Source organism: Sphingomonas kaistensis, assembly GCF_011927725.1.
Classification (GTDB): domain Bacteria; phylum Pseudomonadota; class Alphaproteobacteria; order Sphingomonadales; family Sphingomonadaceae; genus Sphingomicrobium; species Sphingomicrobium kaistense.
The window spans coordinates 1,401,345-1,420,897 of the sequence record NZ_JAATJC010000001.1 but is presented as its reverse complement, the minus strand read 5'-3'; the positions used below and the strand labels follow the sequence as shown (position 1 = coordinate 1,420,897).

The window sequence follows — 19,553 nt, the reverse complement described above, 5'->3', positions numbered from 1 at the left end:
GTGGTAGCGTATCTGAAAGGCGCGGAAGGCAAGGTCCGCTTTCGACTGCGCTCGCCAAGCGGAAGGACCGCTGACGGCCACAGACGGTCGTCAATGACGCGAGATGCCCTTCGCCGCTACATAGGAGCCATGTCTGGCCGTTCCTTCGATCCTAATAAGCGCATTCGCGATAAGCAGCTGGCCCGCGATCAGGATGAGCGTGACCTCGCAGAAGGCAAGGTAAGCGCCGCCGAACTGCAACGGCGGAATAGCCTTTTCAGCGGCTTCGATCTTAGCTTGGGTCGGTTCGAGATCCGCAATCACATGCGCTGAGCATGCTTGCGGCGTAGCAGAATCGCTCGCACCCCCCCCCCTTCCACTTTGCTTCTGTGTTGCCGTTGCTGACCAAATGCAGTTGCAAAAATGGCAGTTTTTTGCGGGGTTATCATGCAAATGGGCAAAAATGGCATTTTGCTGGATAACCGAGCGCAATGCAGCCTTCTTCCTGCGCGATTTCCGCTCTTCAACAGGATGCGTAGACGTTTCGATGCACCGAAACGGTGGGCTGGTGAACCAGCCCACCGTCCATCTCAGATCTCAGTTGCCTCAGAAAGCGCCAAAGCATCTTCGACTTCGACTCCAAGGTATCGGACAGTGGTTTCGATCTTGGTGTGCCCGAGTAGGATCTGCACGGCGCGCAGATTGCCTGTCTGCTTGTAGATGAGAGCTGCGTTTGTGCGGCGGAGCGAGTGGGTGCCGTAGTCTTCCCGGCGCAAACCTATGGCTGTCACCCATTCGTCAACCAGGCGAGCATACTGGCGGGTGCTCATATGCGCGAGCCGATCAACGCGGCTGGGAAAGACGTACTCCTCGAGCGAGCCACCACGTCGTTCAAGCCACTGGAGCAAGCTGGTCCGAGCAGGTTCCAAAAGCTCGAACTGCACTGGGCGACCAGTCTTCTGCTGGACAATGATTGCTCGCTGGCGAATGCGGGCTCCACTGACCAGCTCATCGATCTTGATCTTCACGAGGTCACAACCGCGAAGCTTGCTGTCGATCGCCAGGTCAAAGAGCGCGCGATCGCGTAGCCGGTGTTCCTGCTCAAGGAAGAAGCGCACTGCCCAGACCTGCTTGGGCAGGAGTGGGCGCTTTGCACCTAGCTTACGGCCAACATTCCACGCGGGGCGGTCTTCCTGACCGGGATCGTAGATTGCATGTCCCATGCTTCATCTCCTCTGGCCGACAATGGCCAAAGGGAAAACGAGCAAAGAGGCTGTGACTGGTGGAAAGCGGAACGTCTGTTTTCGGGCCGGGGATAGCGAATTGCAGACGCTCGTTCATGCAGGGCGCCGGGTCAGCTAAGCGCCCATCTCGGTCCTTCGAGCAAACAGCTGGCCGTGCCGCAAGCCGACATTGCGAGCCCACCAAGGCGCGTCGTTCGTTCCAGATAAACCACTCTTGACCCTAACATGATGTCAGGGTGCATCTGGAGTCGGCCATGCAAAAACATTCTCACGCAACCGGCTCTGCCTGCGGCCACAATCATGGGTCCAATGCCTCTCACGAGCATGCGCCAGCAGGAAAGTTCATTGATCCCGTTTGCGGCATGACGGTCGATCCGGCGACGACCCCGCATCATGCTGAGCACGGCGGACAGAAATATCATTTCTGCTCAGTAAAGTGCCGGGAGCGCTTCGAGCTCAGGCCGGAGCTTTATCTCGATCCGGCGCAAGCAACCCCGGACGCGGCTTTGGTCGACGTCGAGTACACCTGCCCGATGCACCCAGAAATCGTGCAGATCGGACCTGGCACCTGCCCAATCTGCGGCATGGCCCTGGAACCGAAGGCGTTCGATCCAAACAACGGGCCTTCGGAAGAGTATCTCGATATGCGCCGGCGCTTCGTCGTGTCGGCCGCCTTGTCCGCGCCATTGTTTGTCCTCGTCATGCTTCGGCACTTCTGGCCAACGACAATCGAGTTTATTGGCGGTCGCACGCTGGACTGGGTCGAACTCGTCATGGCGACCCCGGTCGTGCTGTGGGGTGGCTGGCCGTTCTTCGTACGCGGCTGGCAGAGCCTCAAGACCCTCCACCTCAATATGTTCACCCTGATCGCGATTGGGACCGGCATTGCCTGGGCTTACTCAATCGTGGGAGCCGTAGCCCCCCAACTCTTCCCACCTGCGTTCCGCACACACGATGGCGGCGTGGGCCTTTACTTTGAGGCGGCGGCAGTGATCGTGACCTTGGTGCTGCTCGGTCAGGTTCTGGAGCTGCGCGCCCGTGAACAGACCGGCTCAGCGATCCGAGCCTTGCTCGACCTTGCGCCTAAGACTGCGCACCTGATCCATGCTGGTAAGGAACGCGATGTTCCGCTCGATATGGTCAGGAGTGGCGACCAGCTCAGGGTCAAACCTGGCGAAGCAATCCCTGTCGACGGGGAAGTACTTGAAGGCGCGTCTTCTGTGGACGAGTCGATGTTGACCGGAGAGCCGCTTCCGATTGCCAAGGAGACCGGATCTGCGGTCACTGGCGGTTCAATCAACGGCGACGGCAGCTTCGTCATGCGCGCCGACCGGGTCGGATCAGAGACCATGCTCTCACGCATCGTGCAGATGGTTGCTGAGGCGCAGCGCAGCCAGGCGCCGATTCAGCGTAAGGTCGATCAAGTCTCAGCGTGGTTCGTACCAGCCGTGATTGCCGTTGCAGTGATTGCGTTCGCAATCTGGTCCTTCGCCGCGCCGGAGCCCCGTCTTGCCTTCGCGCTAGTTGCTGCGGTCAGCGTCCTCATCATTGCATGTCCATGCGCTCTGGGACTGGCCACGCCCATGTCGATCATGGTTGGCGTCGGGAAGGGCGCGCAATCAGGCGTGCTCATCAAGAATGCCGAAGCTCTGGAGCGTTTTGCCAGCGTTGATACCCTGGTCGTCGACAAGACCGGCACGCTTACCGAAGGTAAGCCAGCTCTGGTGGCAGTTGAGCCTTCCACGACCTTGTCCCCGGAGGAGCTGCTGCGAATTGCGGCTTCGTTAGAGGCTTCCAGTGCTCACCCGCTTGCTCACGCAATCGTCAGGGGCGCTGAGGAGCGTGCCTTGTTCCCATCGCCAGTGACCGACTTCCAGTCGATCAGCGGCAAGGGACTGGTCGGGAAGATCGAGAACCGCAGGACAGCAATCGGCAATGGCGCGCTGATGCTGGCGGAAGGCGCAAATGCCCAGGAGCTAGAGGCCTCTGCCGGCAAGCACCGGGATGAAGGCGCGACCGTGATGTTTGTCGCGGTAGATGGGCAAGCCGCAGGGCTCATCGCAGTCGCCGATCCGGTCAAGCAAACCACCGAGGCGGCCATCGCCGGTCTTCATAGAGAGGGCCTGCGCATCATCATGCTGACCGGCGACAATCGCCGTACGGCTGAAGCAGTCGCTCGGAGGCTCGGGATCGACGAGGTAGTCGCCGACGTGCTGCCTGCCGACAAAGATGCAGCGATCGAGCGACTGAAGGAGCAGGGCCGAGTGGTCGCCATGGCCGGAGACGGGGTCAACGATGCTCCTGCTCTTGCCCGAGCCGATATCGGAATCGCGATGGGAACGGGCGCAGACGTTGCGGTTGAGAGTGCGGGCGTAACTCTGGTGAGGGGTGATCTGACCGGCCTTGTGCGCGCGCGGCGGCTCAGCCGAGCGGTGACAGCCAACATTCGCCAGAACCTCATGTTTGCCTTCGGCTACAATGCGCTTGGGGTGCCCATCGCCGCCGGCGTGTTGTATCCCGTCTTCGGTATTCTACTCTCTCCTATGATCGCCGCCTTGGCCATGAGTCTCTCCTCCGTATCAGTGATCGGCAACGCCCTGCGGCTCCGGAGTTTGCAGCTGTGAGAAGACTTGAAAATGCGGGCTGTACGAGGAGTGGTGACGGGACTTCTCTCTCTGCCCGGTCCTTGTCTGCTGGCTCCTCGAAGAGCGTCGGAGCGAGTCCATTCGCATGAAGATCGGTCAGATTTCATCAGCTAGTGGCGTCAGTCAGCGGATGATCCGACACTACGAGAAGATCGGCTTGATACCGCAGGCAGTCAGGCGCGAGTCCGGCTATCGCGATTACGACGAGCGTGACCTTCACACTCTTCACTTCATCGGCCGCGCGAGAGACCTCGGTTTCCCCATAGAAGACATCCGCCAGCTTCTCCAGCTCTGGCACGACCGGTCCCGTTCTAGCGCTGATGTGAAGGCACTGGCTCTCACCAGGGCAGAAGAACTCGGCCGTAAGGCCCGCCAGTTGGAGCAGATGCGCGCCACTCTGCAGGGCCTTGCCGACGCTTGTAGCGGTGATGATCGGCCTGATTGCCCCATCTTGGCATGCCTTGAGTCTGAAGAGCGTACGCCAAAAGGAGCTTGACCCTGACACTGTGTCAAACCCTATATGGGCTGTTCAGGATGGCTTTTGGCCCGGCAGGGAACGGAAGCGCCTAGAACGGATTGGGCCTACTAGCCGATATTATGCACTTGGTACGTCACATCACGAGCCTTCGAGGGCTTCTGCAAGCGCTTCTGGCGCTGGCCGTGCTTGTGGCCCCGGTGGCGGCGAACGCAATGGAGCAGCAGTCAGCTCCCACATCTTCGCACTACCAGCAGACGAGTGCATCCGCGCATTGCGATGGGGCATCTGATGAGGGCTCCAAGCCCGAGAAGGTGCCCGGCAAGAACTGCTGTGCATCGATGTGCATGGGTATTGCAGTGACACCGACAGCTCCCGCTGCGGACCACATGGTTATCCATGCGGACGTCACATCGTCGCCATCAATCGTCCTGATTGGCTCACCGCGCGAGCTTGCTACACCTCCTCCACGATCTGCGTGAAATCGAACAAATCCTCGATTTCACGGAGTTTCACATGAACAAGATTCTGAGGGCGATCGCTCTGTCGATTGCTCTTCCGGCGGTTGCTCAGGCTCAGGTTGCTCCTGCGCCTGCTCCCAAGGCCACCTGCTGCGAGAAAATGGACAAGCCCTGCTGCAAGGACATGAAGTCCAACTGCTGCAAGGACATGGACCATTCCAAGATGGACCATTCCAAGATGGGCCATGACATGAAGGCTGGCACCGATCCGCACGCGGGCCACGACATGTCCAAGACTGCCGCACCTGGCGGTCACCAGCACTAAGCCGCTCTGAGGAAGCCGGCGGTGCGCCTTAGGGCCGCCGCCGGCACCCTTTCGCGCCATGACTCCGCAAGGATCCTACATGTTTGATAAGCTCGCTCTCGAGCGGCGCCAGTTTCTGCGCGCCGCCGCCCTTGGCGGTGCCGGCGTCGGCTTCGCTGCTGCTATGCCCGCCTGGGCACAGACCGTGTCTCGCGGGATCGCTCGGCCGCTACCTACCGTTAGCGGCTCTGATATCGCTCTGACGATCGGCCAAGTCGCCGTGAAGGTGGACGGCAAGCTTAGCCGCGCCATCGGAGTGAACGGCACCGTGCCAGCTCCGCTTGTCCGCCTCAAGGAGGGTGAGCGTGTACGCCTGCGGGTGCAGAACACGCTTGATGAAGAGAGCTCGATCCACTGGCACGGGCTGCTCGTGCCTTTCCAGATGGACGGGGTTCCAGGCGTCAGCTTTCCAGGCATCATGCCTCGCTCGACCTTCACCTACGAGTTCGCGGTCCCTCACTACGGGACGTACTGGTACCATTCGCATTCGGCCTACCAAGAGGAGGATGGCCTCTATGGCCCGATCGTGATCGATCCGGCTGGGCCTGATCCTGTCGCTTACGACCGCGAGCACGTGCTCGTCCTCTCCGATCACACGCCGCTGAGCGGCGCCACGGTCTACAAGAAGCTGAAGCAGATGGGCGGTGGCTACTTCAACCACCAGCGCCTGACCCTCTCGGGTGCGCTTGCCGGCCGCGACATGCCTGCCAAGGAGCGGCGTGAATGGGCCAAGATGCGGATGGACCCCGCCGACATCGCCGACGTCACTGGATCGACCTACAATTTTACGGTCAATGGCCACGGACCTTACGACAACTGGACGGGCTTGTTTCGTGCCGGCGAACGCGTGCGGCTTCGCATCATCAACGCGTCGGCCCAGACGAACTTCAATGTCCGCATCCCTGACCTGCCGATGACGGTCGTCCAAGCGGATGGTCAGAATGTCCGTCCCGTTACCGTTGATGAGTTCCAGATCGGCGTCGCTGAAACGTTTGATGTCGTCGTCACCCCCGGGGACCGCGCCTACAGCTTCGTCAGCGAGGCGATCGACCGGTCTGGAATGGGTCGAGCCACGCTTGCGCCGCGCGAAGGGATGTTCGCGCCCGTTCCACCACTCCGCCCGCGTCCCCTGCTCACCATGAAAGACATGGGCATGGATATGAGCGGCATGGCGGGGATGGATCATGGCGGGATGGCCATGGATGGACCGAACGTGCCGAACGTTGCCGTTCGGCGAGGTGTCGATCCCTCGGCTGAGCAGAACGCGTCCCGCAATCTGTGGAAGCTGACGGGCTGGAAGGAGCCCACCGAACACGGCACGATCAAGGCTGCCGCCGGAGCGGCCGTAGCAGCCACGATGAGCGGCATGGGGCAAGGCTCTATGGCCGGCATGGACCACGCAGCCATGGGTCATGGCGCGGCTGGACCCGCTGCGGCTGGCTCGATGGCAGGGATGGACCATTCGGCCATGGGACATGGCTCTCCGGCGCAGGGTGGCGCCATGCAGGGCATGGATCACGGATCCATGAGCATGCGTGATTTCAAGAACGCCCCTCAGGTCGACAAGAACCCTGGTGTCCAGTCGATCTCGCCGATGCCGATGGATCGAACTGGCGAGCCACCGCAGGGCCTTGAGGGCATGGATCACAGGGTGCTCACCTATCGTGATCTAGTGGCCCTTCAGCGCAATCCCGATGTCCGCGCACCGACCCGCCAGTTGGAGATCCACCTTACCGGAAACATGGAACGCTACATGTGGGGCTTTGATGGCAAGAAGCTCAGCGATCCCGCTGATCCCATTCCGTTCCGGCTTAACGAACGGGTGCGTGTCACATTGGTGAATGACACGATGATGCCCCACCCGATCCACTTGCATGGGCATTTCTTCGAACTGGTCACTGGCCATGGTGCTTACGCCCCTCGCAAGCACACCGTGAACGTGCCGCCAGGAGGCAAAATGACGTTCGACGTGACCGCCGATGCGGCCGGCGACTGGGCGTTCCACTGCCACAACCTCTACCACATGACTGCCGGGATGATGCGGGTCGTGACCGTGCGCCCCTTGCAGGGAGACATGCAAAATGACCTCGCCTCTTAAGCTGGCTCTGCTTGGGGCCGCAGCGGCTGTCGTGCCGGCAGCACCTGCAGCAGCGCAACATGCAGGGCACAGCAATCAGCCTGCCGCAAGGACGTCAGCGCAGTCTGCTTGCCTTCCGGAGCATGCCGCCATGGGCCACTGCACGCCCGCGCCGGTTCGACCCGTGCAAAGACAGCAGCCCGGGGCAGGAACAAGGCCTGCGTCGACTTCAACCGCACAGTCTGCCTGTCCGCCCGAGCATGCAGCCATGGGCCATTGTACGCCGGCCCCCCAACCTCAGCCGACTCTGCCCCCGCAGCAACAGGCTTCGGGAGCTGCGCCGGCTCGATCGACGCCTCCGCAGGCGACCTGTGCGCCAGAACATGCCGCGATGGGACATTGCACACCCGCAGCTCCAACAACGGTGCAGGCAGCGCCTGCTCGAACGACCCCAGCTGCTCCTGCAGCTGCAACGGGTCAGACCGCTTGTCCGCCCGAGCATGCGGCGATGGGTCACTGCACACCATTGGCGTCCCAGGCTCAGTCAGTGTCCGCCCCCAAAGCCCAGTCTGCACCAGCTCAGACGGCCTGTCCGCCCGAGCATGCAGCGATGGGGCACTGCACGCCCTCGGCGCCACAGGCTCAGTCGGTGGCCAGCCCCAAGACCCAGTCTGCGCCAGCTCAGGCGGCCTGTCCGCCTGAGCATGCAGCCATGGGTCACTGCACGCCGAGTCCGGACCAAGGCTCGGGTCAATCCAGTGCTTCGCTCGAGGGCACCAACCTTCCGGCCGGAAACGCGCCACCGCCGCCTGTACCCACCGCCAATGCAGCGGACGCATTCTACGGCCGGGCGGCCATGGACATGGGCCGTCACCACCTCGAAGAGTTTCATGGCGACCAGAAGTTCTTCCAAGTCTTGAACAACATCGCTGAATATCGAGCTGGGAAGGGCGCTGATGGCTACGGCTGGGAAAGCGAAGCCTGGTACGGCGGCGACATAAACCGATTTTGGCTCAAGACCGAAGGTGAAGGCGTCTTCGGTGAGGGCATTGAGAGCGCCGAAGTCCAGGCCCTCTACAGTCACGCAATAGACCCATATTGGAATGTGCAAGGCGGGCTTCGCTATGACTTCAAGCCGAACCCATCGCGCGTGTACGCCACCGTGCAGTTGGAGGGACTTGCCCCCAGCTTCTTCGACGTTGAGGGCGCGCTCTTCCTGTCGAACAAGGGCGAGCTCTCCGCTCGCGTTGGTGGCTATTACGATCAGCGCATAACGCAGCGGCTCATCTTGCAGCCAAGGGTTGAGTTCGACTTTGCCGCTCAGAATAGCCGCGAGATCGGGGTTGGTGCTGGCCTGTCCAAGGCTGAGTTCGGTGCCCGCCTTCGATACGACATCAGGCGCGAGTTCGCTCCTTACATCGGTGTTCAGTACGAGCGCGCTTTCGGCAGAACCGCCAGTTACAGGCGAGCCGAGGGCGAGAAGGCGGGCGCTCTCCAGCTGCTCATCGGCGTACGAACCTGGTTCTGAGGAGAGGCTAGATGAAGCATGCATTTTTCCTCAGCGTCGCACTGCTCGTTGCATCCCCAGCGGTTGCTCAACCCAGTCAAGCGCTGCCGGCCGCAGCCCAGCGCGCTGAAATCGCGGCAATCAAGACCGTTCTTGCGCAGTACAAGGCTGCGATCGAGAAATTGGACGCGACAAACACCGAGCGCTTGTTCGCGAAGGACTCCACCATCTTCGAGACAGGTGGTGTGGAGGGTACATACGCCAACTACCTTGCGCATCACCTTGGTCCGGAGCTGCACGAGTTCAGGTTATTTCGTTTCTCAGACTACAAGGTCGACGTTCACCTGATTGGACCAGCGGCAGCCCACGCCATTGAGACATACAACTATCGCATCGAGACAAAGAGCGGTGAAATTGCCGAGCGACGCGGTGTAGCAACGAGCGTGCTGAAGAAGATCGGTGGGCAGTGGAAGATTGTCTCCATGCACAACTCCGCTCGCAAGCCGAGGGCATCATGAACAACAAGCAACTTAGGCGCCTTGGCGTCCTGCTGCGCAGTTGGGTGGCTGCTATTCTAGTCCTTGTTGCGTTCGCAGCGTCGCCGCCCGCCCTCGCGCATAAAGGCGAGAAGCATGGGAATGCGACGCAAGCGCAACAGATGCAACCTGGACACCCGGGCGTCTTGAGCGGCGCTGGCAGCGTTCCAAAAGGTGCCGCTCAAGAGCCTTCTCACGGGATGATGGAGGGCATGGATATGGAGACCGACCGCTCCAACATGCCCTTTTTCCAGCGTCTTTACGAATGGATGGGGCGCTTCCATCCGCTCGTCGTTCACTTTCCGATCGCTTTCTTTCCCGCCGCTTTGTTCACCGCAATTGTCGGCCGCCGCCGGCCCGCCTTCTCCGCGCCCGTGCAATTCTTGGTCATCGCGGGAGGCATCTTCGCTCCCATCGCTGCCGCCGCAGGTTGGCTGGCTGGCATGGGATCAGAACCGGACCCTATCCTAAGCTACCATCGTTGGCTCGGCGTTCTCGTTGGAGTTGGCGGCGCCGCTTTGGCCGTGTGGGCGTGGCGTCGTCCGTGGGAAGATCGGGGCGCTGGCATGATCCTGGCGCTCACCGTGATGACAATTGCAATCGCCGTTCAGGGCTTCCTGGGCGCGGGCATCACGCACGGCATCGAACACCTGATGTTCTGAGGAGAGAAGCATGCAACAGGGACATGAGCACCATCAGACCGCCGGCAACTCGATGGACGACGCGGCCATGATGCGAAGCCACTACAGAATGCTGGCGCTGAACCTGACGATCAGTCTGGCCATCATGTACTTCGTCATGTTCGCTATGATCAACTCGCTTGGCGAGTTCATTCAGAACGTGAATTTCTTCTACATGGCTCTCACGATGTGGGCGCCAATGGGCTCGCTGATGCTGCTGATGATGAGCGGCATGTATAAGAACAAGCGCCTGAACATGGCGCTGCACGCCCTCTTTGCCCTTGTCCTCGTCCTATCCTTCCTGGCGACACGTCAGCAATGGCTGGTTGGCGACAAGCAGTTCCTGCGCTCGATGATACCGCATCACTCTGGTGCGATCCTGATGTGCCGCGAGTCGAGCATCAGGGACGCCGAGATCAAGCGTTTGTGCGACGAGATCATTCCCGCTCAGCAGCGCGAGATCGACGAGATGAAGCAGATCATGGCGCGAATGTAAGTAGGCTGATGGAGGTTCGTCATGAAAGTTGAAGATGGAGCGCGGAGGCGCTGGAAGCTCCCCGCATCGTGCGCCCTGATGAGTGCCTTGCTTTCCAGTTGCGGCACTTCGGAGCCTGTCAACAACAAGGCGGCGACGGGTGAGCCGGCAGCTCCTCAAGTTCAAGCAGCTGCGCCGACGAAGGCTGAAGTCATCACCGTCTTCCGAGACCCGAACTGCGGCTGCTGTTCGCTCTGGGCCGAGCGAGCCCGCCAAGCCGGGTACGATGTGCGAGTGACGGATCGGCCAGACATGGCTTCGGTGAAGCAGCGCTATGGCGTGCCGACGGACCTAGCTTCCTGCCACACCAGCCTCGTTGGCGGCTACGTTATCGAAGGTCACGTTCCCGCTGAGGATGTCGACAGGCTGCTTCGCGAGCGTCCGAAGGACATCAAGGGGATTGCGGTAGCAGGAATGCCTTCTGGGTCACCTGGCATGGAAAGTCCGGATGGCGCGAAGGAACCATTCAACGTGGTTGCATTCGGTGCAGACGGTCGAACTAGCCTCTACCGATCAGTGAAGGGCTGATCGGCCGAGACATACAAGACTTGAGCGGGGCGGCTCTCAAGGAGAACGAACATGAACAAGGTAACGAAATTCACGGCTCTGCTGATGGCTACGGCCGGGTTGGCAGCGTGCGGATCGCAAGCCGATAACCAGGTTGCTGCGAACGAGCCAGCGATGGATGCCAATATGGCGGCAGGTAACTCCATGCAGATGAGCGGGCCATTTGCGGAGGCCGAGATGCGCATGGACGAGCAGATGATGGCTGCGGTTGGCAGCGACGTCGGCCAGAATTGGCTCAAGAAGATGATCGTGCACCATCAGGGGGCGATCGACATGTCCCGCATCGTTCTGGACCAGAACCCAACCGCCGATGTCGCAAAGATGGCGCGCGAGACGATCGCCAAGCAGGGTAAGGAGATCGAGGATCTCCAGAAACTGGTTCAGAAGGGTGCGCCCGACCAGCGCAGCGCTGAGCTGTACCGCCCGGCTATGATGGACATGCACCAGAAGATGATGGCGGCGTCGGGCTCGGACGTCTCGCAAACCTACATGCGCAAAATGCTGGAGCACCATAAGGGTGCTGTGGCGATGTCGGACGTGGCTCTTGCGAACGGAGTGACAGGCACGCTTCGCAGCCAGATCCAGAAGACTCGCGCGGATCAGCAGAAGGAAATCGCCATGGTTGAGGCCATGCTGCGGGGCGAACCGATGCAGAGCGCGATGCAGCAATCGGGAGCGAAGACCGCTGCGCAGGCCAAGGCAGAACCCGCACCGACAGATACGGCTAAGGCCGAACCGAAGGCTCAGCCGAAAGCCACATCAGCTGCCCGTCCGGCCGAGCCGAAGGCAAGCGCGGCGCCTCCCGCAAAGGCCGAACCTGCCCCTGCGGCATCGACTTGCGCTCCGGAGCATCGCGCAGCAGGGCACTGCTGATCGGATGAGGAGGTGATGGGGCTCGATTGGCGCGAGTTTATCCCTTCCGTCATCCTCAGAAGGAATGGGCTGGCAGTGACCTGCCGGCCCGCCACCAAACTCGCTGGGGGAGCGATCGTCAACTGATGCGTAGCCGTGTGATTGCCCGAAAAACTCACAAGTGGCTTGGCCTCTTCCTCGGCCTGCAAGTGGTCGTTTGGTCGCTCAGCGGCCTTTACATGACCTCGATCCACATCGACACGATCCATGGCGATCACTTCGTGCGCCATCAGCAGCCACCGGGCGTAGATGCGGCAACGCTGAGAGATCCGATCGCCCTTGCTTCGTCCTCCGGTGCCGAGAATGTCCGTTTGGCGTGGATTGATAGCCGACCGGTCTATGTCCTGACCGGTCAAGCTGGTGAGCAAGTTGTCGACGCTAGAAACGGGAAGGCTGTTGCCCGTCCAATGGAGCAGCAGGTCCGGGCGCTCGCCCGCTCATACTACACCGGCCCCGAGCCAATCTCGTCTGCGAGGCTGATCACCGACATTCCGGGCGAGATAAGGGGCCGGAAGCCGCCGCTCTGGCGCGTGGAGTTCGCGCACTGGAACAAGCCGACGCTCTACCTCTCGCCGACGACCGGCGAATTGATTTCACGTCGTCATGAGCTTTGGCGTATCTTCGACTTCGTCTGGATGCTGCACATCATGGACTATGATGAGCGCGAGAACGTCAACAACCTGGTGCTGCGTGTTTTCACCTGGGGCACCGTCCTGCTCGCCCTCTCAGGTGCCTGGCTTCTGCTCTATGCCTTCCCGAGAAAAAAGAAGAAGGGAGCGGCACGAGCATGACCATCAAGTCGATCTGGCTCCGTCGCATCCATAAGTGGGTTGGCCTGATCATCGGCGTTCAATTCCTGCTGTGGGCAATCAGTGGCACTGCCATGGCGTTGCTCAACATGGAGGAGGTCGCCGGGGGCAAGCGAGGCGGACAGAGCACGCCGGGGCTGCGAGCCACGCCAGTCGCGTGGCCACGGGTCCAGCAGGCGCTCGCTGGCCAGTCTGTAACCAAGGTGTCGCTCCAGCCGCTGCCTTGGGGCCAGCACCTACTGGTGACTTCCCCAAACGCGGGTGCCCGCCTGTTCAACGCTGCTACCGGCTTGCCAGTCCAGATAGGGGAGCGCGAGGCTCAGCTAATTGCTGCCGCTGCTCATCCGGATCGCGCAGTCGTTGCCCATGTGACGCCGCTCACCGAATTGACGCTGGCTGTTCGAGAACACCAATTACCGATTTGGCAGGTCGCATTCCGCGACGACCGACACAGCAGTTACTATGTGTCAGGCACTACCGGCGCGGTCCTGGAACGCAGGAATGACACTTGGCGCTGGTGGGACTTCTTCTGGATGCTCCACAACATGGACTATGCCAAGCGCACCAGCTTCAACCACCCGCTCATAGTGACCGTTGGCATAGCTATGGCATGGTTGGCGGTGACAGGCTTTTGGCTGCTGTTCCGTACGATGTGGCGGCACGATCTCACATGGCTGAAGTTTTCCAGGGGAACTCCTTCGGGCGCGGGCACTCGATAGTTTTGGTTTGGGCGGGCAGGTGATCCTTCGCCCAAGGTCCGTGATTGGCCAAGAACTGAAGGGAAGCAGACCGTCTGCGTTCGGCCACTTTCCGCCGCTAGGGTTAGGCCAGATCTCGCCGTCAACTGGTGGTGGTTAGCCGACCGGCTGCTTTCGGGTGAACTGAGGCGGATAGCGGACGCTCGTTCATGCGGAGCGTGACGACTCGCTTGCGCCCGTTCCTGGCATATAGGGATCCGACGCTTCACCCGGTAAGCGGCCGCTGGGTGAATCAGATCCTAAATCGATAGCCGATGGCTGGTTCGTTGATGATGAGCCTTGGAAAGGCGGCATTCGCCTCGAGCGTTAGTCGAAGTCCAGATATTGAGGTTAGCCTCGCTCCGAGGGGCTCGAACTCCGGACCTTCGGCTGTAAAGCCCGAGGGTCTATTTAATTGAGCGAGTAGTGGTCCGCTATTGCGGACGCATCGTTCTCACCCGCTCGCTCGTTATGTAACCGGCCGGGAGTTGGTCGTTTCTATCGAGGAGTCAAAGATGCCGAAACTTGCGCTGTACGTGCCGTTGAAGGCCAAACCCGGTAAGGAAAGCGATGTCGCCGCCTTTCTCACTTCCGCGCTACCCCTAGTTGAAGCCGAACCTGGGACCTTGACTTGGTATGCGATCCAAGAAGGCGATGGCGAATACGCGATCTTCGACACATTCGATACCGAGGGAGATCGGCAGACCCATCTGGATGGCAAGGTTGCTGCGGCGTTGATGGAGAAGGCGGAAGAACTCTTCGTCGAGCCCCCGCAGATCCATAGACTTACGCTCTTGGCAGCGAAGTAATGGCTGCTGAGCACCATCTCGATCAGCGCCGTGATGAATGGCAATTTTGAATCAAGAAAGCTGGTTCGCGACCACCGGTATCGGCGGCCGTAGCAGCCATCCGCCTGAGTGATGAGTGAGGAGCTGCTTTTGGAGAGCAGTTCCCCACAATCGCCTTGAACGTCTAGAAAACGAGAAACCTCGCAGAGACAAAGGTGTCAACGCAGCTGACTGTCCTTGCTGCCGCGTCGATTGAACGCTGACGCCAGTGGTCGATCGCGACCGTTCTGGCATGTCACGCAGGTGCGGACTCCCGGCATTGCTCGGCGGCGACCCATGGGGATGTCATCTCCGCACACAGTACAGAACGGCTCACTCTCGCCACTGGGCATGCTTGCCCGAGCGGCCAGCACCGCGTCCGCTACTGTATCATCAATCTGATCCTGAACCGCGCCATCGCGCGTCCAACCGCCGGCCATGCGCCTCTCCTTCCTCAAGCATATGGGAAGGCGAGTGCGCCATTGCCATCCTGAGAGATAAGGTGCCCACCTCGCCGGAGCCGTTCACCCCACGACGTCAACTGCTGATCTCAATCGATCGTAAGGAGAACAGCTGGGTTTTTGAATGTTCTGCCGAACGTCCGCAATTGGTGGTAAGCGGACGTCGCAGCAAGCCAGAGGGTGTCAATCGCGCTCGCTTCGCTTCTCATAGGCTTTGTGCAGAATGATGCCGAGGACGGGGCCAAAAACAAGTCCGAGACCTACGTTTGAGGTCACGAGACCGAAGAGTAGCCCAAGGGACATTCCTAAGGCCATGGCGGCTCCGAGGCCATCTTTACGGCCGTCGTCAGGCTTGTCGGTTTCAGGCACATGCCCCACAGAATAAATTTAAGCGCTATGGTGCTTCGATCCTATCAGGTGGAACGAACGTCCTCAATGGGTCGGTCTCAGACGTTCGGCAGGAACGTCGCATTTGGGTGGAAAGCGGACATCAGACCGCTATTATTCAGTCCTTCTGTAACACACCGGGGACGGGAGACCTGCCAGTGATGAACATGCGGCAAACTTGGGCTACTTTCGCGGGCCTCAGTGTGGGAGTGTTCGCGGTGCCAGCGGCAGCCGTACCGCCTCCGCCACCGGCGCAGGCCGGTTCCGAGGTCGGGACACACCAATGTGGTCGGCAGTCGCTGACCCTCGTTAAGAGTTGGGATTACAAGGTGGGGCGCAAGAAGGATTACGCCGTTCGCATCGGCGGCAAACCGCTCTCGCAAGCTGATGCCCAGCGGCTGAACAGTGAGATTGAACTGCGAGGACCGTTCCAAGCTGCATCGGTCTACTGCGTCGACGGCGTTCCCTACGAGTTGGCGCTGCATCGGTACTCGCCGACCAGTGACAGACTGGGCATCTATTTTCGCGGGCGAGCAATAAGCAGCATCCGCTAAACCGCTCCGACACCAATGTCCGCAATGGGTCGGCAGACGCCGGAAGCAGACATTCGCATTGTTTCTAGACGAAGTGCAGCACTCATGCGGGAAAGGAAGCACAGATGGCCGCAGAACAGCTGGACGAGCTGCTGAGCGAGTTGAGGCTTCGGCACCAGAGGAGCGTCGATCAGCTTACGAGCCTGTTCGCGAGTGCCGAAGGACCGAGTCTTCTTGAGCTTGCCGCGAAGGTCATTGGTCCTGGGATCGCCGCAGCAGACTGGCTGACGAGCAGCCAGATCGGCTTGAACGGTGACGTCCCTGCCGTCATCGCTATAGACCCAGAAGGTTGTGAGAAGGTGAGGACCTATCTCAACCAGATTGAGCACGGCGTGTACGTCTGAAGAATGGTTCTGCGCCTCCGTTCAGAGGGGACCGCCAAACCATCCGCCATCAACGCCGGTGCCCGAACGTGGACCTCGCCCAAGAAGGTCTTCGTCTATAAATGGTGGGAAGCGGAATGTCCGCTTCCGGGTGAGCACGGCTGATAGCCGACGTTCGTTCAGGCAGCGGAGGATGTCGGCTTAGCGCCCATTGCCGCCGGTCAGGACCGCCTAGCGCTGACCCGTGAGCGGACGTTCGTTCAGCCAAGCTGCGAATGTGTGCTTTCGACCCATTGCGGACATTCAGCTTTCAACGTCGAGTGGCTGCCTAGCGCCCATTGCTGCCATTCCAATCCGTCAGGGGCGTTCCGTCTGCGGCCATCTTTTCATGAAGCCTAAAGCGGCCATCATGCGACCCGTGTTGAGGTGGCACGTTCATCGCACCGCAGCCTCACCAAAACTCGGCTGCCTTCGAGGGAAAACGACATGAAATTTGCCATCCCGATCGTTCTTTTAGTCCTCACGGCTGCGGCGTCGCCGCCTGGAGACGCGTTCTCGGCGGACATGGCGACCGCTATGAAACGCATGCATCACGGCATGATGCGGCCTGCGAGCGGCGATCCGGACCGCGATTTCGCCGAAATGATGATTGTCCATCACGAGGGTGCGATCGATATGGCGAAAATCCAGCTCCAGTACGGCAAGAACGAGCAGCTTCGCCGCTTGGCGCAGGGGATCATCGTCGAGCAGCAGCAGGAAATCGCGACCATGCAGCGCATTCTGGATGAGCAGACAGGCCGTCATTGAACCTATCGCGGGAGGCGGCGTTAGGCTCGCAAGTTTCCGAGGAGATACGCCTGTGACCCACCGTTCAGTGGCCGCAATTGCGGCCGGCCTGCTGGCAATTGCGCCCGCCAAAGCGCAGCAGGTTCCGAACGGCAAAGCCGACGTACCGGTCAGCGCGCGTGATCGGTTCTACACGTCTGATCAATTCTCAAACACGGTTTCAGTCATCGACCCTTCGAGCAACCAATTGCTCGGGGTCATCAAGCTCGGCGATCAGACGCCAGGCAATCTCAGTCCGCTCTACAAGGGCCAGTTGCTGGTCCACGGCATGGGCTTCTCGCCTGACGGGAAGACGCTGGCGGTGGTATCGATCGGGTCGAACTCGGTCAGCTTCATCGACACCGAGACCAACAAGGTGAAGCACACCGCCTACGTCGGACGCTCTCCGCACGAGGCTTTCTTTCGCCCCGATGGCCGTGAAGTGTGGGTGAGCATCCGGGGCGAGAATTATGTCGCCGTGCTCGACGGCAAGACGTTCCACGAAACCGGGCGGATCACGGTCCCCAACGGACCAGGCATGACCATCTTCTCGCCGGACGGGCGCTACGGCTTCGTCTGCTCGAGCTTCTCGCCGGAAACCGTGGCGATCGACACACGGACGAAGAAGGTCGCCGGGCGGATCAAGCAGGCCAGCCCGTTCTGCCCCGACCTTGCCGCCACGCCTGACGGTAAGCAGGTGTGGCTGACCCTGAAGGACATCGGAAAGGTCATGGTGTTCGACGCTCGCCCGCCGTTCACCGTTCTCAAGACGATCGATACGGGCCCCATCACCAATCACGTCAACATCGCGCGCACCGCGAAAGGGCAGTTCGCCTATGTCACGGTCGGCACCGAAAATGTCGTAAAGGTTTTCCGGACCGGCGATTTCGCCCAGGTGGCCTCAGTCCCGGTCGGTGCGCTCCCCCATGGCCTTTGGCCGTCGGGCGACGGAAGCCGGATGTATGTCGGTCTGGAAAATGCCGACACGGTGGCGGTGATCGACACCGCCTCGAACAAGGTCATAGCCAACGTACCCATTGGCCAGGGCCCCCAAGGGGTCGCCTATGTGCCGCACGCGGTCAGCGCTGGTGACGGGCGGTCGAATCTGATGCCGCTGGCCAAGGCGCTGGCAAAGACCCAGCTCGAACTGTCCGGGACCGGGCGAAGCCAGGTCACGCTGTTCGACCAGGGCCAGGTGCAGATCCTGCAGGCGGCGGTCGCGGGCCTGCCGCCCAAGAACGACTTCATTCTTGCCCTTGCGGACCGGCCGGACGGAGGAGGCAAGCTGCAGCCGCTGGCCAAGTTCACGACGAACCCGGCGGGCAGCGCGATCGTCAACGCGGTTGGCCCGATCCGTCAGGTCGTGACCGCCGAGGCCAGTAACAATCGGCGTTACCTCGTCGTTGCTTCTGGGACGCCCGATGCACCGGGCGCTGCCGTGCAGGTGCAGCGCTAGGCGAAGCCGATCGCGACCAGCAACGCAAAGCTGATTGCGCCGAGCAGCACGAGCGACAGGACGACCGTCGCGGTCACGGGCCCGCCGGCTTTGGCGACGGTGCGGACATCGACACCCAACCCGAGCGCGGCCATCGAGACGATCGTAAGGAAGGTCGCCAGGGTGGCGAGCGGCGCGAGGAGGGCCTCGGGGATCAGCCCCAAGGAGCGGAGCGCAACCATCGCCAGGAAACCGAGGATGAACCACGGCACCAGCTTGCTCAGCGGTGGAATCTTTCCAGAGGGCGCCTCGCCGGCAATTACCGCGTCGGCCGGCTCGGACCGAGGCGCGAGGCGTGGCGCGAGGAGCGCCAAAGTTACGCACACCGGTCCCAGCATGAGCACCCGCACCAGCTTGACCAGCGTTCCCATTTGCACTGCAATTGCGCCCATTGGCGCGGCGGCGGCGATCACCTGCGGCACGGCATAGACGGTGAGACCGGCGAACGCGCCATAGCCATGCTCGTGCAGCCCGAGCGCCATGCCAATGAACGGCAGCGCCAACACCACGATGACCCCCAGCACTGCGGTAAAAGCGATCGACGCCGCGACGTCGTCCCCGTCAGCGCCGATCACGGGCGCGACCGCCGCGATGGCCGAGTTGCCGCAGATCGAATTGCCGCACGCCACCAGCAATGCCATCCGCGTCGGCAATCCCAGCATCCACCCGATGGCGAAGCTCGCGGCGATGGCAATCCCCACCACTATGACGATTCCAAGCAGAAGGGCCCAGCCGGCAGCCAGGATCGTCGCCGCGCTGACCGAAGCGCCGAGCAGCACAACCGCGATTTCCAGCAAGGTCTTGGCGCTGAACTGGATCCCTTGGTGCCACCGCTCGCCGGGTGTCCACAGCGAGCGAACCAGCGCCCCCGCCAGAATCGCCATCACCAACGCCTCGATCCACGCCTTGCCAAGCAGCGCGACTTCGCCGGCCTGGAGGGCGTAGGCCGCGCCGGTAACGGCAAGACATAGCAAGAGGCCGGGGGCGATCGATTTTGGACCGAATGGGAGGGCGAAGCGAGCGAACATGGGCGTTCTCTAGCTAATTAGCGGTTTTTGCGAAGCAAATTGTCAGACAATAAGTACAGCTTGCGACAGCTCAGAGGGAACATCGC

The 19,553-nt window shown here is 61.0% G+C and carries 21 protein-coding genes; 17 read left to right on the top strand and 4 right to left on the bottom strand.

Annotation, left to right across the window (positions count from 1 at the left end; all coding sequences use genetic code 11):
- Nucleotides 1-90 precede the first annotated feature (90 nt).
- Nucleotides 91-561 (bottom strand): hypothetical protein, encoded by a 471-nt coding sequence (locus GGQ97_RS07105; RefSeq protein ID WP_168068287.1) that lies wholly within the window; start codon nucleotides 559-561, stop codon nucleotides 91-93.
- 8 nt (nucleotides 562-569) lie between these two features.
- A complete protein-coding gene (locus GGQ97_RS07100; protein ID WP_168068286.1) occupies nucleotides 570-1,202 on the bottom strand; it encodes a tyrosine-type recombinase/integrase in 633 nt (210 codons plus the stop codon).
- A 275-nt stretch (nucleotides 1,203-1,477) separates the two neighbouring features.
- On the opposite strand from GGQ97_RS07100, the gene GGQ97_RS07095 reads away from it, so the two are divergent.
- The 13 genes from GGQ97_RS07095 (at nucleotide 1,478) to GGQ97_RS07035 (ending at nucleotide 14,337) form a co-directional block, all read left to right on the top strand.
- Entirely contained in the window at nucleotides 1,478-3,847 is a 2,370-nt protein-coding gene (locus tag GGQ97_RS07095; protein WP_168068285.1) for a heavy metal translocating P-type ATPase, read from the top strand.
- Nucleotides 3,848-3,953: 106 nt separating this feature from the next.
- Nucleotides 3,954-4,364, top strand: a complete 411-nt coding sequence (gene cueR, locus GGQ97_RS07090; RefSeq protein ID WP_168068284.1) for a Cu(I)-responsive transcriptional regulator — start codon at nucleotides 3,954-3,956, stop codon at nucleotides 4,362-4,364.
- Nucleotides 4,365-4,859: 495 nt separating this feature from the next.
- The gene (locus GGQ97_RS07085) at nucleotides 4,860-5,129 is read left to right on the top strand and encodes a hypothetical protein (protein WP_168068283.1); all 270 of its coding nucleotides are present in this window, start codon (nucleotides 4,860-4,862) and stop codon (nucleotides 5,127-5,129) included.
- A gap of 79 nt (nucleotides 5,130-5,208) precedes the next feature.
- Nucleotides 5,209-7,266 (top strand): copper resistance system multicopper oxidase, encoded by a 2,058-nt coding sequence (locus GGQ97_RS07080; RefSeq protein ID WP_168068282.1) that lies wholly within the window; start codon nucleotides 5,209-5,211, stop codon nucleotides 7,264-7,266.
- Nucleotides 7,267-7,894: 628 nt separating this feature from the next.
- The gene (locus GGQ97_RS07075; RefSeq protein ID WP_342448472.1) at nucleotides 7,895-8,773 is read left to right on the top strand and encodes a copper resistance protein B; all 879 of its coding nucleotides are present in this window, start codon (nucleotides 7,895-7,897) and stop codon (nucleotides 8,771-8,773) included.
- 11 nt (nucleotides 8,774-8,784) lie between these two features.
- Nucleotides 8,785-9,270, top strand: a complete 486-nt coding sequence (locus GGQ97_RS07070; protein WP_168068280.1) for a YybH family protein — start codon at nucleotides 8,785-8,787, stop codon at nucleotides 9,268-9,270.
- Entirely contained in the window at nucleotides 9,267-9,950 is a 684-nt protein-coding gene (locus tag GGQ97_RS07065; protein WP_168068279.1) for a DUF2231 domain-containing protein, read from the top strand. Before GGQ97_RS07070 ends, GGQ97_RS07065 begins: the two co-directional genes overlap by 4 nt.
- A gap of 10 nt (nucleotides 9,951-9,960) precedes the next feature.
- Entirely contained in the window at nucleotides 9,961-10,464 is a 504-nt protein-coding gene (locus tag GGQ97_RS07060; protein ID WP_342448471.1) for a DUF305 domain-containing protein, read from the top strand.
- 21 nt (nucleotides 10,465-10,485) lie between these two features.
- On the top strand, nucleotides 10,486-11,031 hold the full coding sequence (locus tag GGQ97_RS07055) for a DUF411 domain-containing protein (protein WP_245197905.1): 546 nt from the start codon (nucleotides 10,486-10,488) through the stop codon (nucleotides 11,029-11,031).
- 51 nt (nucleotides 11,032-11,082) lie between these two features.
- On the top strand, nucleotides 11,083-11,943 hold the full coding sequence (locus GGQ97_RS07050; RefSeq protein WP_168068278.1) for a DUF305 domain-containing protein: 861 nt from the start codon (nucleotides 11,083-11,085) through the stop codon (nucleotides 11,941-11,943).
- Nucleotides 11,944-12,068: 125 nt separating this feature from the next.
- Complete coding sequence (locus GGQ97_RS07045) at nucleotides 12,069-12,773, top strand: PepSY domain-containing protein (RefSeq protein ID WP_168068277.1); 705 nt, start codon at nucleotides 12,069-12,071, stop codon at nucleotides 12,771-12,773.
- Nucleotides 12,770-13,510 carry a PepSY domain-containing protein gene (locus GGQ97_RS07040; RefSeq protein ID WP_168068276.1) on the top strand — a complete coding sequence of 247 codons (741 nt, stop codon included), beginning with the start codon at nucleotides 12,770-12,772 and terminating at the stop codon, nucleotides 13,508-13,510. Before GGQ97_RS07045 ends, GGQ97_RS07040 begins: the two co-directional genes overlap by 4 nt.
- A 533-nt stretch (nucleotides 13,511-14,043) precedes the next feature.
- Nucleotides 14,044-14,337: a putative quinol monooxygenase gene (locus tag GGQ97_RS07035; protein WP_168068275.1), complete on the top strand. Its 294-nt coding sequence runs from the start codon at nucleotides 14,044-14,046 to the stop codon at nucleotides 14,335-14,337.
- Nucleotides 14,338-14,534: 197 nt separating this feature from the next.
- Here GGQ97_RS07035 and GGQ97_RS07030 read toward each other — a convergent pair whose 3' ends face one another.
- On the bottom strand, nucleotides 14,535-14,795 hold the full coding sequence (locus GGQ97_RS07030; RefSeq protein WP_168068274.1) for a DksA/TraR family C4-type zinc finger protein: 261 nt from the start codon (nucleotides 14,793-14,795) through the stop codon (nucleotides 14,535-14,537).
- Nucleotides 14,796-15,532: 737 nt separating this feature from the next.
- Here GGQ97_RS07030 and GGQ97_RS07025 point away from each other — a divergent pair.
- The 4 genes from GGQ97_RS07025 to GGQ97_RS07010 all read left to right on the top strand — a co-directional run bounded on the left by GGQ97_RS07025 (nucleotide 15,533) and on the right by GGQ97_RS07010 (nucleotide 18,400).
- Nucleotides 15,533-15,757 carry a hypothetical protein gene (locus tag GGQ97_RS07025; RefSeq protein WP_168068273.1) on the top strand — a complete coding sequence of 75 codons (225 nt, stop codon included), beginning with the start codon at nucleotides 15,533-15,535 and terminating at the stop codon, nucleotides 15,755-15,757.
- A gap of 104 nt (nucleotides 15,758-15,861) precedes the next feature.
- Nucleotides 15,862-16,140: an MbcA/ParS/Xre antitoxin family protein gene (locus GGQ97_RS07020; protein ID WP_168068272.1), complete on the top strand. Its 279-nt coding sequence runs from the start codon at nucleotides 15,862-15,864 to the stop codon at nucleotides 16,138-16,140.
- Nucleotides 16,141-16,605: 465 nt separating this feature from the next.
- Nucleotides 16,606-16,926 carry a CopM family metallochaperone gene (copM, locus tag GGQ97_RS07015; RefSeq protein ID WP_168068271.1) on the top strand — a complete coding sequence of 107 codons (321 nt, stop codon included), beginning with the start codon at nucleotides 16,606-16,608 and terminating at the stop codon, nucleotides 16,924-16,926.
- A 52-nt stretch (nucleotides 16,927-16,978) separates the two neighbouring features.
- Complete coding sequence (locus GGQ97_RS07010) at nucleotides 16,979-18,400, top strand: YncE family protein (RefSeq protein WP_342448470.1); 1,422 nt, start codon at nucleotides 16,979-16,981, stop codon at nucleotides 18,398-18,400.
- Here GGQ97_RS07010 and GGQ97_RS07005 read toward each other — a convergent pair.
- Nucleotides 18,397-19,467, bottom strand: a complete 1,071-nt coding sequence (locus GGQ97_RS07005) for a YeiH family protein (protein WP_168068269.1) — start codon at nucleotides 19,465-19,467, stop codon at nucleotides 18,397-18,399. The two genes, GGQ97_RS07010 and GGQ97_RS07005, sit on opposite strands and share 4 nt — an antisense overlap.
- Nucleotides 19,468-19,553 lie beyond the last annotated feature (86 nt).

Coding starts and splice junctions, on each gene's coding strand:
- cueR (WP_168068284.1), top strand. CDS start 3,954: ATGAAGATCGGTCAGATTTCATCAGCTAGTGGCGTCAGTCAGCGGATG.
- GGQ97_RS07055 (WP_245197905.1), top strand. CDS start 10,486: ATGAAAGTTGAAGATGGAGCGCGGAGGCGCTGGAAGCTCCCCGCATCG.
- GGQ97_RS07045 (WP_168068277.1), top strand. CDS start 12,069: ATGCGTAGCCGTGTGATTGCCCGAAAAACTCACAAGTGGCTTGGCCTC.
- GGQ97_RS07080 (WP_168068282.1), top strand. CDS start 5,209: ATGTTTGATAAGCTCGCTCTCGAGCGGCGCCAGTTTCTGCGCGCCGCC.
- GGQ97_RS07030 (WP_168068274.1), bottom strand. CDS start 14,795: ATGGCCGGCGGTTGGACGCGCGATGGCGCGGTTCAGGATCAGATTGAT.
- GGQ97_RS07095 (WP_168068285.1), top strand. CDS start 1,478: ATGCAAAAACATTCTCACGCAACCGGCTCTGCCTGCGGCCACAATCAT.
- GGQ97_RS07085 (WP_168068283.1), top strand. CDS start 4,860: ATGAACAAGATTCTGAGGGCGATCGCTCTGTCGATTGCTCTTCCGGCG.
- copM (WP_168068271.1), top strand. CDS start 16,606: ATGAAATTTGCCATCCCGATCGTTCTTTTAGTCCTCACGGCTGCGGCG.
- GGQ97_RS07005 (WP_168068269.1), bottom strand. CDS start 19,467: ATGTTCGCTCGCTTCGCCCTCCCATTCGGTCCAAAATCGATCGCCCCC.
- GGQ97_RS07100 (WP_168068286.1), bottom strand. CDS start 1,202: ATGGGACATGCAATCTACGATCCCGGTCAGGAAGACCGCCCCGCGTGG.
- GGQ97_RS07020 (WP_168068272.1), top strand. CDS start 15,862: ATGGCCGCAGAACAGCTGGACGAGCTGCTGAGCGAGTTGAGGCTTCGG.
- GGQ97_RS07050 (WP_168068278.1), top strand. CDS start 11,083: ATGAACAAGGTAACGAAATTCACGGCTCTGCTGATGGCTACGGCCGGG.
- GGQ97_RS07070 (WP_168068280.1), top strand. CDS start 8,785: ATGAAGCATGCATTTTTCCTCAGCGTCGCACTGCTCGTTGCATCCCCA.
- GGQ97_RS07065 (WP_168068279.1), top strand. CDS start 9,267: ATGAACAACAAGCAACTTAGGCGCCTTGGCGTCCTGCTGCGCAGTTGG.
- GGQ97_RS07060 (WP_342448471.1), top strand. CDS start 9,961: ATGCAACAGGGACATGAGCACCATCAGACCGCCGGCAACTCGATGGAC.
- GGQ97_RS07035 (WP_168068275.1), top strand. CDS start 14,044: ATGCCGAAACTTGCGCTGTACGTGCCGTTGAAGGCCAAACCCGGTAAG.
- GGQ97_RS07040 (WP_168068276.1), top strand. CDS start 12,770: ATGACCATCAAGTCGATCTGGCTCCGTCGCATCCATAAGTGGGTTGGC.